Raw genomic sequence first — 17,157 nt, 5'->3', positions numbered from 1 at the left:
TTTAAATGAATCAATTGGAAAGATACTTTCCAGCAACCATAGTGCTACCCTTATCCAATCACAAACCTTAACATCTCTATTTTATCCTATAAAATGACAAAATTTGGTAACCATAAGACTACCGGGTTTCCCTTCCTGGCTGATACTATCGCTGGCCGTGGGCAAGCAGCAACTTCTTCAAATCCGTGTTCGTGACCCGCCAACGTGGGCGCTTATCGGAGCCATAGTTAGTGGCAACCAGCAGCCCGCTTTCTATTCGACTCAAAACCGTCTTTTTACATAGCTTTAACCGCTTGGCGCAATCTTCAACCGTCATCAATGCATCAGCATCATGTGTTGGTTTAGTAGCTGTGTAAAGCTTGGTTAAGCGACGTTCAATTATATCTGCTAAGCGAGTAGCCATCTCATCATAAAAAGCAATTGTCAAGACAATCATATCAATCAATTTTTAAATACTTAAAGACTTAACTTATACGAAAGTAATTTGGCGGCTGTTAGTGGACCCTAAGAACTTTTCACTTGCTCCTTCCTAATCTGGACAAGATTCCCGGCTATTGCCTTTCAACATCCAGAGAAATCCAGAATCCTAGCCTCAGTCAGCTTCAACAGAATCTAGACACAACAAGGCATCGCGGGAAACCTTTCACCGCTCTTACATACTTATCACATACTAGAACAAACAAAAAGCCCGTTTCCAGATTGGAAACGGGCTTTTTTGTGGCCCCGTTAGGACCATCACATCGTGATTTTGGCTCTGGCTAACAATATGGTTCAACAGGTAACTGCGCCTTCCCCCTCGGCTACTAGGGTCCTAGCGAGCGTGCTGAGCTCGTTTCTAGGGTCCCGCGGGGCCAAAAGACACGGATGGCCGGCCCCAACCATTAGAGTAACAGCTAGGTTATGAGAAGCCGGTCGACGTTAGCGGGCCGTCGGGCCCATTCTGCGGATTAGAAAAATATGGATTATGCCTTGCTATTGGCCAACATCGGCCGGCACATTGAGCTTACCAAGGCTGAGCAGGCCGTATTTACGGCTCTACTGCGCCCGCGTGCCGTACGGCGGCGCCAGTATGTAGTGCAGGCCGGCGAGCCGTGTCAGTATGAGACCTTTGTGGTGCGCGGTTGTCTGCGGGCGTATTACGTCGACGCCAACGGGTTCGAGCACAACCTGATGTTTGCCGTAGAAGACTGGTGGACCGGCGACCTATTGAGCTTCCTGACGGGGGCACCGGCTTCGTTGAACGTGGAGGCTCTGGAAGACAGCGAGGTGCTGCAGCTCGACAAGTCAGCTTTGGAGCAGTTGTACGCGCAGGTACCTAAGTTCGAGCGCTACTTCCGGCTCATGATTCAAAACGCGTTTGTGGCCCAACAGCAGCGTATCGTTTCGGCGCTGAGCGCCTCGGCCGAGGAGCGATACCACGCCTTCCGCCGCCGTTACCCAGCTTTGGAGCAGCGCCTACCCCAGCGTCATATCGCCTCTTACTTGGGCATCACCCCCGAATTCTTAAGCAAGCTGCGCAAGCAGGTGCTGCACGATAAAAGGAAGCCCTAGCCCTGTTAACGCATCTGCAGCCAGCTTCCCTTTACAGGCAGCGCACTACGCCGGTTATCCATCACGGCCTTTCTACAGCCGGCCCGGTTAGCGACTAACGATTAGCGCCTAAGCCTTAATCTAGATTAAGGCCTTTTCTTAATCTAGATTATTCCGCCCTGGCACTACCCCGACGGAGCTTTGCCTTACACAAAAAAACCAACGTAATGCAAACGCTACAACAAAAAATTGAGGACTTGAACGCCCTCGTCCTCGACGGCAGAGCCTTGGAGGCCTTCGAGCTTTACTACCACCCGGACGTGGTAATGCAGGAAAATGAGTTAGCGCCGACCGTCGGCAAAGACGCCAATCGCCAGCGGGAGCAGGACTTCTTCGGCCGAATCACCGATTTCCGCGGCGCTGAGGTGCGCGGCGTAGCCGTTGGCGAAGACCTGACGGCCGTCGTCTGGCACTACGATTACACCCATCAGGACTGGGGCGTGCGCAACTATACACAAGCGTCGGTGCAGCACTGGCAGGACGGACTCATCATTCGCGAGCAGTTTTTCTATGGCAGCTGATGCGCCCGCAGTGGTGGTGTACCACCGCCCCCAAGGCCACACCCGACTCATAGCCGAAGCCATTGCCTAAGGCGCCGGGTCGGCGGGTGCGCGGGTCTTGCTCGTGCCCGTAGCTAAGGCCGAAACCCACCTTGACAAGTTGCACGTGGCCGATGCCCTGGTCTTCGGCTGCCCCACGTACCTGGGCGGACGGTCAACTGATTGCGAGCAGGTTATGGAGTTGACTGGCCGATTCTGGTATCAGTAGCCTTGGAAAAACAAGCTGGCTGCCGACTTCACCAACTCCTCGCCGTCCAGCGGCGCCAAGCTCAATACTCTTACCTGTTTGGCCTTGTTTACCACCCAGCAAAGCATGCCGTGGTTGCCCCTGGGCATCCTGCCGGTTTTCGAGCCGGGCCAGGTCCGGTCCGAGCCGAACGGCCTTGGCAGCTTCCTGGGGCTGATGACTCTCTCGTCCAACAGCCGCCGCTTGCCAGCGCTGCCTTCCGAATTAGCTGCGGCGGCCTTGTTTGAGCGCCGCAGGCCCACCACACTTTACCGTTTTTTCTCTTCCCTCATATTCAATGACTACTGGTTTTTCTTCCGCTCGCCTGGATATCGGCAGCCTCACGGCCCGCCTGGTACTTGCCTTTGTGTTGTTTCCGCACGGGGCGCAGAAGATGTTGGGGTGGTTCGGCGGCTACGGCTTCGATGGCACCATGGGCTTCTTTACCAGCACGGTGCACCTGCCTTACATCGTCGGGCTAGCCGTTATCCTGATTGAGTTCTTCGCTCCGCTGCTGCTCGTATTAGGCCTAGCCACCCGCTTCTGTGCCCTGGCCATCATCAGCCTGATGCTGGGAATCGTCGTGACGTCGCACCTGGCCAACGGGTTTTTCATGAACTGGTTCGGTAACCAACCCGGCGAAGGCTACGAGTACCACCTGCTCTTTATCGGGCTGGCAGTGGCGTTGCTCGTGCTCGGCCCCGGCAGGTATTCCGTCGACGCCTGGTTGGCGCGCCGCCGGGCCCAACTCGCCCTGGCCTGAAAATCGGACATTGATGCGCAGCTGGTAGGCTTGCCTTGGCGGTGACCAAGGCGAGCCTACCAGCTGCGCATCAATTTATCCAGGCGGTGAGGCCAGTTTTAAAGCCTGGGGCTTGGTAGCGGGAAGATTGCCAGGTGTTTAGGTATGCAAGTAGTACCTCAGGAGGCCATTTCCTGGGATTTCTGTATGCGGGAACTCAACCTTTACAAATTCTCGAACTCGCGTGCCAGTGGCTGGGCAAGCAGGACTGATGCACTTGGCTTTAGCGAACGGCCAGGCGTCCGAGCCGACAACCCGCCGGCCGGTTCGTTCCTTTGCGCGTCCTTATCTCCGCTCATGCCCGCAACGCTGTTTCTGCTTCCCACCCCATTGGCCGAAGACACGGCGCCGCAGGTACTACCGCCGCAGGTAGTAGCGGCCGTGGCTGCCCTCCCCTACTTCCTGGCAGAAAATGCCCGCACGGCTCGCCGCTTCGTGAAGAGCGTGGCCCCGCAGCGTGTAATCGAGAACATCCGCTTCACGGTTATCGACAAAGACAGCCCCGACGCGGCGGTGCGGGCCGCTTTAGTGCCCTTGGTAAAAGAAGGGATTGATGGGGGTATCCTCAGCGAAGCCGGCTGCCCCGGCATTGCCGACCCTGGCGCGGCGCTGGTGCGCGAGGCACACCGGCTGGGTATCAAGGTAGTGCCGCTGGTGGGCCCCTCGTCGTTGTTGCTGGCCCTCATGGCTTCGGGGCTGAACGGGCAGCAGTTTGCGTTTCACGGGTACCTGCCCATTGAAAAGGCTCTGCGAGTGGCAGCCCTCAAGGCACTGGAGAAGGAAGCCCAGCAGCGGCAGCAGTCGCAGCTATTTATTGAGACGCCGTACCGCAACGGCGCGCTGTTTGCCGATTTACTAGCTCACTTGCAGCCGGGTACTCGCTTGTGCGTGGCAGCCGACATTACCGGAGCCGGGGAATTTATCCGGACGTTACCAGTGGCCGACTGGCGCCGCCTGCCAGTCCCGGAATTGCACAAGATTCCGACAGTGTTTGTGCTGGGGGCTTAGCGCGGCTTCGGAGTTAGTGTGCCGAGCCCCATACCCTTCAAAATCTCAGCCGTGCTCGCTACTTAGCGATCTCAACCGCAGGGCGGGCTAAGCCGTCTATTACGCGGCCGTTAAAATACTGGTGACAGAATATATTTTCGGGTAGGTAGATGCCCCTACCCTCAGCCATCGATTGGGACTGCGCTAGGGCAAAGACTGCGGCAGCTAGCGCTTAGGTAATTATTTCAGCTTTATTATATTTGTTCAATCATTTTTCTAATTATTATGCCTTCCAAGAATAAACCAATTTCGCCAGATGCCTTAATGATGGCAACTACCGCCACCGTCCATCACAACACAGCCCTCCTTCACACCCTATTAAGAATACAAGCTCGCATCCTAGCCAGGGTTGAAGGCATAACACTAGAGGAGGCCAATAATATTATTGATGAGGCTTTTAAGATGAACGCGGCAAGAGTTGAAAGAAACACCACTACTATTTTAGCCGTTTAGGCTTATAGCCTCTGTAGCGTAGAAAAGCCACTCTACAGATAGCTTTTCTATGCTACAAAGGCTATTCCATTTGTTGATTCCTAACGCTATAATTCAATTATCTGGCAACGAACTTAACACTCTGGCTGGCAGGTGGCTCAATATTTTTTGTCTTAGCGCACTCTGTAGGAGTAATCTTATTACCACTATTCAAACAACCTGCTCTTAATACCAGCCGCCCAATAAAATAGGGAAGTACTATACTTATTGCAGATTAAGCGAGTGGTGAAAATCAGCCTATTTTCGGAGGTTTGTACACCATTACAGGTATTTCACCGACGAGGTATTGTGCTTGGCTCGACCGTTTTTATAACTCTGCGCATAAAGCAGATGCAGGGTTGTACCCAGTAGAGCCTGGCCCGTGGGGGCCACGTAAGGTCGACACGGAGGGCAGGGCCCATAGTCCATCAAACCACTCTAAGACGCTTAAAAGCAGCCTCAGTATCTGCTTCCGCGTAAGTTGGTCCCTCAGCCCCGGGGCTACGCGCAAGGCTGGAGCAGCTAACCGGCCAGGGCTAATACTGTTTCGCCGTGCTGGCTGACGTCGAGGCCGTCGGCTTCGTGGCGGGCGTTCACGCGAATGGGGATCAGCAGGTTGGTGAGCTTGTAGAGTAGAAAAGAGCCGCCGAAGGTATACACTGAGATAAAAGCCAGCGCCCCCAGGTGATGCCAGAGCAGGGTGGTGGAGCCCGTTATCAGACCGCCGTCCTTGGCGAAAACGGCGGTTAGAATCATGCCTACGATGCCACCAACGCCGTGGCAGGGGAATACGTCGAGCGTGTCGTCCAGGGTGGTGCGGTTTTTTAAGTCGACGGCACCGGCACTGATAGCTGCGGCCACCACGCCGATAAACAGCGCGGGGCCGTAGCTCACGTAGCCCGCCGCCGGAGTGATAGCCACCAGCCCTACCACCGCGCCAATGGCCGCCCCGGCCGCTGAGGGACGCTGCCCGCGCACCGCTTCAATCATCATCCAGGTGAGCATGGCGGCGGCCGAGGCCATGTGCGTGGTGAAGAAGGCTTGCACGGCTACCGGGTTGGCCGCCAGCGCCGAGCCGGCGTTGAAGCCGAACCAGCCAAACCACAGCAAACCGGTACCCATGAGAATGAACGGGACGTTGGGTGGCACGTGGGTGTGGCCTTTTTTGTGCACGTGGCGGCGGCCCAGGGCCAGCGCGCCAGCTAGCGCCGCGAAGCCGGCCGAGATGTGAACCACCGTGCCGCCCGCGAAGTCGAGCACGCCCCAGTTCAGTAAAAATCCGTCGGGGTGCCAGGTCCAGTGAGCTAAGGGGCAGTAGATCAGCAGGCTGAACAAGCACATAAACAGCAGGTAACCCCAAAAGCGAATCCGCTCAGCAAAGGCACCGCTGATCAGGGCGGGAGTGATGATGGCAAACTTCAGCTGGAAAGCTGCATAGAGCACCAAAGGCAGGTTGGGTGCCAGTCGCGGGTGCGGGGCGGTGCCGACGTGGTTGAACAGGAAAAACGTGAGTGGGTTACCGACCACGCCCCCGATGCTATCGCCGAAAGCCAACGAGAAGCCCACCACGTACCACAGCATTGAAATCACCCCCAAAGCAATGAAGCTCTGTAACATGGTGGAAATCACGTTTCGCTTGCTGACCATGCCGCCGTAGAAAAACGCCAGTCCGGGCGTCATCAACAGCACTAGGCCAGACGCGGAAAGCATCCATGCCAGATCAGCCGGGTTGAACACTCCCGGCCTGGCCTCGGGATGATCTTGAGGTAGAAATGCGGCAACGGCCGCCAGTGCCAGTAGCACGGCGAGGCAGGCAGTAGCGATATATTGTTTGCGAGTCATCATTGGGTAAATTTAAGGCCCAATGAAGCAATAAGTCGCACTTTTTATCAAATCTCCCCTTATTTTTTAGGCATGATTAGCTTAAAAGAGTTTATTATTTGGATTTACCCCCTCCTATTGCAACCTATTTTCCAGACTTAAGGCTAATGGAGAATACCGTGCGACCACTAGCCTCGGTTTGTAGTTGGAAGGCAAACCCGTGCGCCAGTAGAATGTCCCGGACCAGGGTAAGGCCGATACCCTGACCATCGCGCTTAGTGCTGAAGAAAGGAGTGAACAACTGTTGGCTCACCTCGGGAGCGAGGCCAGGGCCGTCGTTCTCAATAACCAGGCTGGGCGGCTCGGCGGTGGTGCGCACCCACACATTACCATCGTGGCCAATGGCTTCGAGGGCATTTTTGGCAATGTTCAGCAGCACCTGCTCCAGCTGTTGGCCGTCGAAGCTGAGCACCAGCGGTGTAGCGGGAAAATCCAGGTGCCAATGAATGCGGCACTCCTCGCTCCGGGGCTGGAGCAGCCGGCAGATACCGCGTAGCAGCCCGTGCAGGTCGGTAGGCTGCACCGTGGGCGGGGGCAGCCGAACCAGATGAGCGAAGTTGGCCATGAAGTTGGCCAGCTGGGTATTGCGGGCAATGCTAACATCCAACGCTTGCGTATAGTCGGGCCGGTCGGTGGGCTCCAGTTGGGGCGCGTAGTGGTAAAAGCTGTGCAGAATGGAGTTAATGGCGCCAATGGAGTTATTGATTTCGTGCGACATCATTCGAATCAGCTTGCCGTAGGCGTGCTTTTCCTGCTGAATAAGCTCCTGGGTCAACTCCTCAACCACGATGAAGCGGCGAGTGAAGCCGCGGTCGAGGAAGTGGGCGGCGTGAGCCCGGAAAGTTTGCAAGCCCGACAGGTGCAGGGCCTGCGGCTGGTCTGGGGTGAGTGCGGCCAGGGCCGGGCCCCAGGCGCCGGGCAACTCGGCCGGTAGCCGGCCCAGCAGCGAGGTAGCCGGCTGGGCCAGAAACCGCGTGGCGGCCGGGTTTACGCTCTCCAGCCGGCCTTCAAAATCCAGCAGGAGCACACCGGCCGGCGACGCCTGAATGAGACGTTCGAGCAGGAAGCTTTTTTCGTGCTGGCTGACCCGCTCGTGCCGAAGCTCGTCGATCATCCGGTTGTATACGGCAATGAGCTGGTCCATCTCGTGCTGGCCCACGGGCACGAACTTCATGGAGAAGTCCTTGGCCTGAATGGCCGCCGTGCCCGCCGCGATGAGCTGAAATGGCCGCACAAATCCCTGGTACAGCTGGGCCGTCAGGGCGATGCTAACCAGCAGCAACCCTTCGGAGGCCACGAACAGCACCGGGTTGGTGGCGCGCAGCTGCGCAGCCAGCGCGATAAGCACCGCGTGAATGATGACGACGAACAGCAGGAATTTGGTACGAAGCGTCATTTGATAATCCCCAGCCTAAGGTGCGGGGCTTTCAACTTAGCGTGAAGAGAACGACCGAATAGCGAGATACCTAATATAAGCTCGTCCTGCTTCGGCGGCGCGGCCTCCAATGCACAGCTACTCATCGTACGGAATACCGTGCTTTTCAAGTCTTCTGTATAGGGCGCCCCGGCTCAGGCCCAGCGCCTTGGCCACGCGGCTGATGTTGCCGTCGTAATGCGCCAGGCTTTGCCGAATCATTTGGCTCTCAAGCTCGTCCAGCGTTATGGTACCGGGCGTAGGCAGCTCGCCGGGGATGGGCGAACGGACGGGCAGCCGTTGCGCATTGGCCTGGAAATCGTCGGGCCCCAGCTCGTCCTTACCGCTGACGAGGACGGCGCGCTCCACCAGGTTTTTCAGTTCGCGAATGTTGCCGGGCAGCGGCTGGTTGCGCAACCAATGCAGGGCCGGCGTGCTGACCTTGAGGGCCGGGCGCTGGTAAGTGGCGCGCAGCTGGCTAACGAAGTGCTGGGTGAGCAAGGCGATGTCGTGAGGCCGCTCCCGTAGGGCGGGCAGCCGCACGGTGATCAGGTTGATGCGGTAGAACAGGTCTTCGCGAAAGCGGCCCTGGCTCACCATCTCGGCGAGGTTACGGTTGGTGGCGGCAATAACCCGGATATCGAGGCGACGGGGCTTGCTGTCGCCCAGCACTTCGTAGGTCCGGTCCTGCAGTACGCGCAGCAGCTTTACCTGGCTGGCCAGCTCTAGCTCGCCGATTTCATCGAGGAAAATGGTGCCGCCGTTGGCCAGCTCGAAGCGCCCCACGCGGTCGGCCTTGGCATCGGTAAAGGCTCCGCGCCGGTGGCCGAACATCTCGCTTTCGAACAGGGAGGAGGAGATACCGCCCAGATTCACTTTCACGAAGGGCTGGTGTCGACGTTGGCTGTTGCGGTGAATGGCCTCGGCAATAAGCTCCTTGCCCGTGCCGCTTTCGCCCTCGATCAGTACCGAGGCGTCGGTGGCGGCCACCTGGCCCACGCTGCGCAGCACGTGCAGGAGCTGGGCATCCTGCCCGATGATTTCGGCAAAATGGTACTGCCGGTCAAGCTGACGGCGGCTGGCGGTGGGGCTGTCGGCTTCGGCCGCCGGGCTTTCGTGGAGGCTGAGCACCGTACGGATGGTTTGCAGCAGGGCGTCGTTGTGCCAGGGCTTGGTCACGAATTCGGCCGCGCCGGCTTTCATGCCTTCCACCGCCAAGCCAATGGACCCCCAACCGGTAATGAGAATAACCGGGACTTGCGGAGCCAGCTGCTTCACCTCGCGGAGCAGAGCCAGGCCGTCGTCGCCGGAAGTAGCCAGCGAGAAGTTCATATCCATCAATACCAGTCGAGGCGGGACTTCCCGCACCACCGCCAGGCACTCAGTGGGCGTAGCTACAGCCTGCGCGGAGTAGCCGGCCTGCTTCAGCAGCAGCTTGAGTGAGGTACGGACGGCAAGATCATCATCGACGATGAGGAACATGGATAAGAAGCTGTTAATGTTGGTCGTTCTGGTCAGGAGCCTACTCCCCTCGCCAGGGATAGGGAGCGGCCTGACTGCGCGGGTCTTCCGGTTATGGTTCGGGAATCGGGAAATCTATTGCCTGAACTCACTCCTTTTAAATGATTATGGTATTCCCCCACGCTCTTAAGGGAAGGCCGAAGGACTAGCCCACCCCAGAAGGCCTAGCGGCTCTTGACACTGCCACCGCTGCTGGTGTGCTTGGTTAGCTTAGGGGCTCCCGTATAGCGCACGTCGCCACCGCTGGAAGCATCGGCGGTCAGGGTTTCTTGCACGGCTACGGCTACGTTGCCGCCGCTCGAGGCCGAGGCATCGCAGGTAGTAGCTTGCAAGTTATCGCCCTTGAATACCCCGCCGCTCGACGCCTGCACGTCGAGGCGCTGAATTTTACCGCCCAGCTTGGCTACCCCGCCGCTGCTCACGCGAGCCTGCAGTTCCTTGGCCGTGAAGTCGGGGGCGCTGAGCGTGGCCCCGGAGGATAGATCCAGCCGGAAGTTGTCGGGGGCATAAGCTCCTTTCACTGCTACCGTGGCCCCACTGCTGGCTTTCAGGCTGGTAAGGGGAGCAGCCGTCACGCTCACCCGCAGGTTGCGGACGAAGTTTTTCCGGCCCCAAACCTCATCTGCCTTACGGTCGAAGGTGATTTTCAGCACCCCATCGCTAACCTCGGTTTTGAGACGGGCGCGTAGCTCAGGGGTGTCGGCGCTAGCCTCCACCCGCTGGGCGGCGCCGGCCGTCAGGCTCACCTCAATACCGCTGGAAACCTCCAGCGCGTGGAAAGCAGCTACGGAACGCACTTCCGGAGCGGTTTGGGCGAGGGCGGGCACCAGGGCCAACAGCCAGAACAGAGCAGGTACTACCAGATTTTTCATGAGAAAGAGAAAAGAAGATTATGTAAAGAAACAGCCCGACGAATCAGGTTGAAAGAGTCGAACCGAGTATCCGACTAAGGCCCCATTCGTTACAGCGCTTGGTAAATAATTTCGGTACGCAGCCCCGGTTTTCCTTAATTGGCTCTCCTATCCTCCGAGAGGGGGGCTAGGGGGTAAGGCCCTAATCGCCGGCTATTCTTCTCGCAGCGCCACCGCCGGCTGAATGCCCGCGGCCAGTTGGCTGGGCTGCCACGCGCACAGCGCCGTGATGAGGTAAACCGCGCCCGCCGCCCCGCCAATGGCCAGTAGATAAGGATGGGCGGGCAGGTCGAAGGCGTTGAGCAGCGGAAACTGCGCCGCCAGCAGGCTTCCTAAACTGACGCCGAAGGTGGTCACGACCATCATCTCGCCCAAGAACTGCCAGCCGATGCCCGCGCCCGTGGCCCCCATGGCCCGGCGCAGGCCAATCTCGGCCCGGCGCTGGCTGATGTTGTACCACAACACGCCAAACAACCCCAACGCCACATTAATGATGAGAAACAAGCCCACGATGGACAGCCCCACCACCGGCACCAGCGTGTAGCGGCGACGGTTGAGGCGGTCGTCGTTTACCACGCGCACCTCGGTGGTCCACTGGCGCGTCACGCCGGCCACGGTGCGCGCTATCTTTTCTTGCAGGGCGCCCCCCTCGCCGGGAGCCACGCGCACCAGCACGTTGGCCGTTTCCCAGTGAGTGGTATCAAAGGGAATCAGGCGATTCCAAACGCTGGGCTCGGCGGCATTGAAGTCGCTCGACATCCGCACGTTGTCGACCACGCCCATCACTAGGAACTGATGTTCGGGCTTGGGGTCTTTGCCCGGGTTGAGGTAAGTAAAAACTTTGCCCACGGCCGGCCCGTTGCCAAACAGGCTCTGGCGTAGGTCTTGGCTGATGACGACGGGGCGATGGTTGCTGCCATCCTCGGCGGGGCCAAACCAGCGGCCTTCGCGCAGGTGCAACTGCATGGCTTCGAGGTAGTGGTCGTCGGCGTCGTAGACATTGGTAACCGGCGACTTTTTGCCCTGGTAGCTGAATTCCGAATTGTTGGTGCTGAAAACAAACGGTACGTTGCCACTGGTGAGGGCCACGGTGCGCACGCCCGGCAAGGCTTTTACGTGGCGCAGCACTTCGTCGAGTTCGGCGCGGGGCATTTTCAGGCCCTGGCCGGCCCGTACCTGCAGCCGCCACACCTCGTTGTAGTTGAACCCGTGGGGCGTCAAGTAATTCTCGGCCGTGGTGATGAGTACTACGCCCACTACAAACAGCACCACAAACGAGAAAAAGATTTCGGAAATAAGCAGCAGGTTGGCCCGCTTGCGGTTCCAGATGAGGGTGAACAGATGGCGAAGCATGGAACGACTAATTATGAATTAGAAATTGTGAAGGATGAATTAGAGGCTGGTTCAATGAGCATGAATCAGGAGCCGGCTCGTTGCCAGCTCATGCTTTCTAATTCATCATTCTATTATCACTTATCACTTCTGCTCGCCGCCGCGCAGGGCCGCCACGGGGTTCAGGCGCGACATTTTCCAGGCCGGGTACACGCCGCTCATCAACCCGAAAATTAGGGTGAGCACCATGCCCCAGCCAAACACGCGCCAGCTCAGCGCAAAGTGGGCGTAGGCCACCGTATGCGCCTGGTTGACCAGCGCCAGCGCCCCGGCGGCCAGCACCAGGCCCAGCAGCCCACCCACCAGGGCCAGCACCACGTTCTCGACCAGAAACTGGCCCACCAAGTCGTGGCCTGCTGCTCCGAATGCTTTGCGCACCCCAATCTCACCCGAGCGCTCCAGGATGCGCGTCACGTTCAGGTTTATTAAGTTCAGCGCTGGCAAGAGCATGAACAGCAGCGCCAGCGCGCTTACTATCAAGTAAAAAGAGCCAACCTTGTCGTCGTCCACGGTTTGGTCGTTCGTGCCGAGCAAGCCCCGCGTCATGCCCGCTAGCATGGGGTCGGCGTAGGAGAAAAGGGCCTGCACTTCCTTGGGATTGGGAACTTCCACGCGCTTCATCATTTGCCGGTATTCATCTCGCACGTCCGGTACTGCAGCAGCCGAAGGAGCCAGCAGCACGATCAAAAATTCTCCGTTGATGCGGTTATCCTTAAAATACTGCGGGCTCAGGGTGTAGGGCACCCACACGTCGGCGTAGGCATACACGTGCGCGGCCGACACGTTGCGCACCACGCCCGCCACGCGATAGCGCTTCAAGTCGATTTCGATGGTGCGGCCCACCACGTCGGAGGTGCCAAAGTAGTTGCGGGCGGTGGCTTCGTTAAGCACGCACACGGGCTGGGCCGCCCGCACTTCGTCGGCAGTGAAACCCCGGCCGCTCAGAAAATCAAAGTCCATGATTTGCCAGAAGTTGCCGTCGGTGTACGACCGGTCGAGCGGCAGCAGCTTGCTTTGGGTGAAAGCCGTGGCGTTGCTTGGGGTGGTGGTGATGCCCACTTTCTCCGGCGTTTTCAGTTTGCGCACGTACTCGTCGACGAAGTGAATGCTGGCCGGCATGTTCATCCAGCCGCGCCCGTCCACCATCTGGCTCCGGATAACGTTCACAAACAGCATCCGGTCGATGCGCTTAGTGGGCGTGGTGGGCCCCACCAGTTGGTCGAATATGGCCATCACCACCAGCAAAATCATCAGCGTAAAACTCACGCCAAACAGGTTGATGAAGGTGAAGAACTTCCGGCGCATGAGCACCTTCCAGGCGATTTTTAAGTAAGAGAGAAGCATAACTTATTCGGTAAAAAAGAATTGAAGAAAGGATTTTCGGCATCACGCCTTGCGCCAGCTCTTCGTTTCTTGATTTGGCATTCTTACAGTAATTACCCCACCTGGCTGCCGTCGAAGAAGCGAATAACCCGCTCGGTCTTCAGCGCCTGCTGTTCGTCGTGGGTCACCATCACGATGGTCACGCCGTCTTGCCGGTTCAGGCCCAGCAGCAGGTCCATAATCTCTTCCCCCATCACCGAATCGAGGTTTCCGGTGGGCTCGTCGGCCAGAATGATTTCCGGGGCGCCGGCCAGCGCCCGCGCAATGGCCACCCGCTGCCGCTGCCCACCCGAAAGCTGGCTGGGGAAGTGCCCGGTGCGGGCGCCCAGCCCAACCTTGTCGAGCACCGCCAGGGCCCGCTGGCGGCGGTCTTTGCCGCTCATGCCGGGCCGGTACAGCAGCGGCAACTCCACGTTGTCCACCACCGATAGGTCGTTGATCAGGTGGTAACTCTGAAAGACGAAGCCAATTTTGAGGTTGCGCAACCCCGCCAGCTCCCGGTCAGAGTACGACTGCACGGGCCGGCCGTCCACCTCAATCGTGCCGCGGGTGGGCTCGTCGAGCAAGCCCATCAGGCTTAGCAGCGTGGATTTGCCGCAGCCGCTGGGCCCCATGATGGACACGAACTCGCCCCGGTTGATGACGAGGTTCACCTGGTTCAGCGCCACCGTTTCGATGGTGCTGGTTTGGTACACCTTTTCGATGTTGGTGAGCCGGAGTACCGGAGTACCGGCGGCGCCAGCCAGCGGCGCGGCCTGGGAATAGCTGGTGGGGTTGGCAAGCAGATTTTCCATGAGAGAAAAGGTGAGAAAAGCGCGTAAAATAGAATGGGCTCAGGGTTAGCGGGTGGCGATGATGGGAGCCTTTTTTTCAAAGTCGTACAAGGTCAGGGCCCGCAGGCGGAAGTGGGCTACCCAGCACGAGCGCAACGCGAAAATGTAGTCGCGCTTGGCCCCGTCCTTGGCATTCGAGGCCAGGCTTAAGTCCGTTAGGCTGATGCGGCCCAGCAAGTAGGTAGCGCGGGCAATGTCGTAGCGCCGCTGGGCCAGCGAGTCGGCCCGGCCGGCCAGGCGCAGCTGCTCGGCCAGGGCGGCGAACTGGCTCGCTTGCGTGAGCACCGTTTGCTCGAAGCTGCGCTCTTCCTGCGCTACCGCCTGCTGCACCTGGTCGCGGTTCAGCTCGGCGGTTTTGACGGTGGCCTTCTGGCGGCCCCAGTCCACCAGCGGCAGCGAGAACGCCAGGCTCACCTGCTGCTGGTTTTGCAGGTTGGCGTAAGTCGCGCTAAAGTTTTCGGCCTGGTTTACGTAGCCCAGGTTAGCCGTGAGCGTGGCCCGAAACCCCGTGGTGCCCCGGGCCTGGGCCAGGTCGCGCTCCGCTTGCAGTAGCCGGCGCCGGAATGCCAGCGTGGCGCTACGGTGCTGCCGGGCCTGCTCCAAGGCCAGGGCCGGGGCCACGGCCGGCTGGGGCGCCGAGGTCGGCACCGCCAGTATGAGGGCCGGCTCCAGGCCGGTGTACGCCTGCAAGCTCAACCGCGCGTTCTCGGCGCTGAGCTGGGCCTGCGTCTGGGCTTGGCGGGCATTTAGCTGGTTCAGCTCCAGCTGCAGCAGGTCGCTCTGCGAGAGCCGGCCCAGCGTGTAGCGTTCCCGCCCGATGCGCAACAGCTCGGTCGTAGCCTCGGTATTTTGCCGAGCCACTTCGGCATTCACCTGCTGCAACAGCACATCGAAATACAGCTCCGTAACGCGCTGGGCAATGGTTTCGCGCTCCTCCACGTACTGGCGCTGGCTTTCCTGATACCGTAGCGGCTCAATGCGCCGGGCCCAGCGCAGGGCGTTGAACTGGCCCAGCGGCTGCGTCAGGCCCAGGGTGAGCGGCTGGTTGTTGTAGCGCCGCAACGAGCCGTTGAAGTCATCGAACCGCTGCACCTGCGACCCCACGAACACCTGCCCACCGGTCAAGCCAATGTTCTGGCTCAGGGTCAGCCCCAAATCCGAGTTGTTGATGCGCACGGGCTGAAAGCTGGTGGTGCCATCGGGCTGCACCACCGGCGCGATGGCCCGGCTAAAGTTGAGCAGCGTGCCCTGCAAGCCCAGCTGCGGGCGGTAGCTGGCCTGGTAGCCGCGCCAGCTCCAATAGCTGGTTTCGCGGTTGGTAAACACCTGCTGGCCAACCGCCGAATGGTCGAGCGCCAAGGTGATAACCTGGTCCAGCGTGAGCCCCCCACCCGGCGGCTGCGCGCCCACCGGCTGGCATAGGCGAATCAGCAGTACCAGAACGAAAAGAAAACGGGTCTTCATCGTGGTGGGTCCTATTCGGTGACGGTTAACTCCGGCGTATTCAGGTGGTCCTTCATATCCGAAATCACGATTTCCTCACCCGGCCGCAAGCCGCCGAGGATCTGCACGAAGTCGAAGTTGCTGTCGCCGAATCGCACGATGCGGCGCACCGCCCGCCCGCCGGCCACCACGAACACGGGTTGCTCCTTGCCTCCCTGGTAAAAAGGGCCATTTTTCACGCGCAGCACCCCGTGGTGAGCCCGGGTCACCACCGAAACGTCGGCCCGCAGGTTGGCCCGTAGCGCCGGATGGTGGGGCTGGTCGAGCTGGGCGTAAAACGTCACCACCCCCTTTTCCACGCTCGGGCTGATGGCCGTAATGGCGCCCCGCAAGTCGGTGTCGTTGATACGTACCACCACGGGATCACCCTGGTGCAGGGCGTCGGCATAGGTATCCGAAATCGTGGCTCGCACTCGGAAGCTGCTCAAGTCCGCTACCCGGGCCAAGGGGTCACCGGCCTGCACCGTGGTTCCGATGCCCTCATTAACCCAGGTCAGCACGCCGGGCTGCTGGCTGCTGACGGTGGCCTGCCGCAGCTTGGTGGCCAGCTCCGCAATGCTACGCTGCTGCATCGAGACGGTATAGCCCAGCTCGCGCACATCGGCGGCGTTCGAGCGCTGCTGGGTCTGAATCTGGCGCGCCAGGCGCTGGGCTTCCAGCTCCGCCACGGCCAGGCTCAACTCGGCTTGCCGCACGTTTTCGGCGGTGCCGCCCCCGATTTGCAGCAGTTGCTGCTCGTCGCGCAGAGCCGACTGCAAGCTGCGCACCTTCACGGCCTGCACTTGCGCCTGCGCCCGCAAATCGTTCAGGCTGCGCTCCAACGTGAGCTGCAGCTGAGAATTTTTGTTTTGATTGCGAAGCTGCTCGTCGTCGAGCTTGGCCAGGGCCGAGCGGGCCAGCTCTTTGTCCAGCTCCAGGATGATCTGGCCCGGCTTCACCCGGGCACCCACTTCCAATGCTACCCGACGAATGGTGCTCTGGATGGGGCTGGTAATTACCGCTTCGCGGCCTGGAATCACCGTGCCCGCTGCTGTCAACGAGGCTTCTACCTCACCCGTCCCCACCGTCGCCATCAACAAATCGGTGCGGCGGATGCTGGGCTTCAGCACGGAACGGAATGCCAGCACGGTTCCCAACAAGAGTACTACGGCGGCCCCTCCGAGCAGCCAGCGCCGACGCCGTCGTTGGTTTTGAGTAGCCGGGGTAATAGCTCTGTCCATTTTCGTGCAGAAATGAGAGTGGTTCCTACACTTATCACCAACCGGCGTACCATTTTATTAATCATCTGTTTTTCAAATACATATTATACTTGTCAACGTGAACTCACCCAAAAAACATGTCCATTTTCGGACACGCTGTTTCTAAATGGACACTTGATTTATACAAGGGGTAGGCTATGGCTGGCAGTAGAACAACTGAGTCGGATGGCGACGGACTACCGCAGAAGGAATTAAAAATTAAAAATGAAGAATTAAAAATGTGATGGTCAATTTTTAATTCTTCATTTTTAATTCCTAAGAAAACGATATACTGAGTTGAGAACCGCTCTAGGTTGTACGGACAATTAACGAAGCCATAACAGGGCTGAGACGAAATGCACCATTCCCAAGAAGCTGGTGGCCG

The 17,157-nt window shown here is 58.9% G+C and carries 16 protein-coding genes; 6 read left to right on the top strand and 10 right to left on the bottom strand.

The genetic code is table 11. The annotated features are described in order from the left end of the window. Positions 1–145 precede the first annotated feature (145 nt). A complete protein-coding gene (locus IC235_RS20220) occupies positions 146–436 on the bottom strand; it encodes a helix-turn-helix domain-containing protein (RefSeq protein ID WP_223847446.1) in 291 nt (96 codons plus the stop codon). 521 nt (positions 437–957) lie between these two features. Here IC235_RS20220 and IC235_RS20215 point away from each other — a divergent pair. The 6 genes from IC235_RS20215 (at position 958) to IC235_RS20190 (ending at position 4,678) form a co-directional block, all read left to right on the top strand. Then, complete coding sequence (locus IC235_RS20215) at positions 958–1,551, top strand: Crp/Fnr family transcriptional regulator (protein ID WP_191007026.1); 594 nt, start codon at positions 958–960, stop codon at positions 1,549–1,551. 206 nt (positions 1,552–1,757) lie between these two features. After that, complete coding sequence (locus IC235_RS20210; protein WP_191007025.1) at positions 1,758–2,111, top strand: nuclear transport factor 2 family protein; 354 nt, start codon at positions 1,758–1,760, stop codon at positions 2,109–2,111. 103 nt (positions 2,112–2,214) lie between these two features. After that, positions 2,215–2,358 carry a hypothetical protein gene (locus IC235_RS20205; protein WP_191007024.1) on the top strand — a complete coding sequence of 48 codons (144 nt, stop codon included), beginning with the start codon at positions 2,215–2,217 and terminating at the stop codon, positions 2,356–2,358. A gap of 316 nt (positions 2,359–2,674) precedes the next feature. After that, a complete protein-coding gene (locus IC235_RS20200; protein ID WP_191007023.1) occupies positions 2,675–3,139 on the top strand; it encodes a DoxX family protein in 465 nt (154 codons plus the stop codon). Between the two features lie 336 nt (positions 3,140–3,475). Further along, on the top strand, positions 3,476–4,186 hold the full coding sequence (locus IC235_RS20195; protein WP_191007022.1) for an SAM-dependent methyltransferase: 711 nt from the start codon (positions 3,476–3,478) through the stop codon (positions 4,184–4,186). Positions 4,187–4,450: 264 nt separating this feature from the next. Next, on the top strand, positions 4,451–4,678 hold the full coding sequence (locus IC235_RS20190; protein ID WP_191007021.1) for a hypothetical protein: 228 nt from the start codon (positions 4,451–4,453) through the stop codon (positions 4,676–4,678). 540 nt (positions 4,679–5,218) lie between these two features. Here the strand turns inward: IC235_RS20190 and IC235_RS20185 are convergent. The 9 genes from IC235_RS20185 to IC235_RS20145 all read right to left on the bottom strand — a co-directional run bounded on the left by IC235_RS20185 (position 5,219) and on the right by IC235_RS20145 (position 16,754). Next, complete coding sequence (locus tag IC235_RS20185; protein ID WP_191007020.1) at positions 5,219–6,538, bottom strand: ammonium transporter; 1,320 nt, start codon at positions 6,536–6,538, stop codon at positions 5,219–5,221. A gap of 124 nt (positions 6,539–6,662) precedes the next feature. Further along, entirely contained in the window at positions 6,663–7,973 is a 1,311-nt protein-coding gene (locus tag IC235_RS20180; protein WP_191007019.1) for a sensor histidine kinase, read from the bottom strand. Positions 7,974–8,090: 117 nt separating this feature from the next. Continuing rightward, complete coding sequence (locus IC235_RS20175) at positions 8,091–9,473, bottom strand: sigma-54-dependent transcriptional regulator (RefSeq protein ID WP_191007018.1); 1,383 nt, start codon at positions 9,471–9,473, stop codon at positions 8,091–8,093. A gap of 203 nt (positions 9,474–9,676) precedes the next feature. Then, positions 9,677–10,384, bottom strand: coding sequence for a head GIN domain-containing protein (locus IC235_RS20170; RefSeq protein WP_191007017.1), 708 nt, complete (start codon positions 10,382–10,384; stop codon positions 9,677–9,679). A gap of 192 nt (positions 10,385–10,576) precedes the next feature. Further along, a complete protein-coding gene (locus IC235_RS20165) occupies positions 10,577–11,776 on the bottom strand; it encodes an ABC transporter permease (RefSeq protein ID WP_191007016.1) in 1,200 nt (399 codons plus the stop codon). A gap of 123 nt (positions 11,777–11,899) precedes the next feature. Continuing rightward, entirely contained in the window at positions 11,900–13,159 is a 1,260-nt protein-coding gene (locus IC235_RS20160) for an ABC transporter permease (protein ID WP_191007015.1), read from the bottom strand. Positions 13,160–13,251: 92 nt separating this feature from the next. Further along, complete coding sequence (locus tag IC235_RS20155) at positions 13,252–13,992, bottom strand: ABC transporter ATP-binding protein (RefSeq protein ID WP_191007014.1); 741 nt, start codon at positions 13,990–13,992, stop codon at positions 13,252–13,254. 45 nt (positions 13,993–14,037) lie between these two features. After that, on the bottom strand, positions 14,038–15,495 hold the full coding sequence (locus IC235_RS20150; RefSeq protein WP_191007013.1) for a TolC family protein: 1,458 nt from the start codon (positions 15,493–15,495) through the stop codon (positions 14,038–14,040). 11 nt (positions 15,496–15,506) lie between these two features. Further along, on the bottom strand, positions 15,507–16,754 hold the full coding sequence (locus IC235_RS20145; RefSeq protein WP_191007012.1) for an efflux RND transporter periplasmic adaptor subunit: 1,248 nt from the start codon (positions 16,752–16,754) through the stop codon (positions 15,507–15,509). Positions 16,755–17,157: the final 403 nt, after the last annotated feature.

Source organism: Hymenobacter montanus, from assembly GCF_014699115.1.
Classification (GTDB): domain Bacteria; phylum Bacteroidota; class Bacteroidia; order Cytophagales; family Hymenobacteraceae; genus Hymenobacter; species Hymenobacter montanus.
Note: the sequence above shows the minus strand (reverse complement) of the source record. Positions and strands in the feature narration are given on the sequence as shown.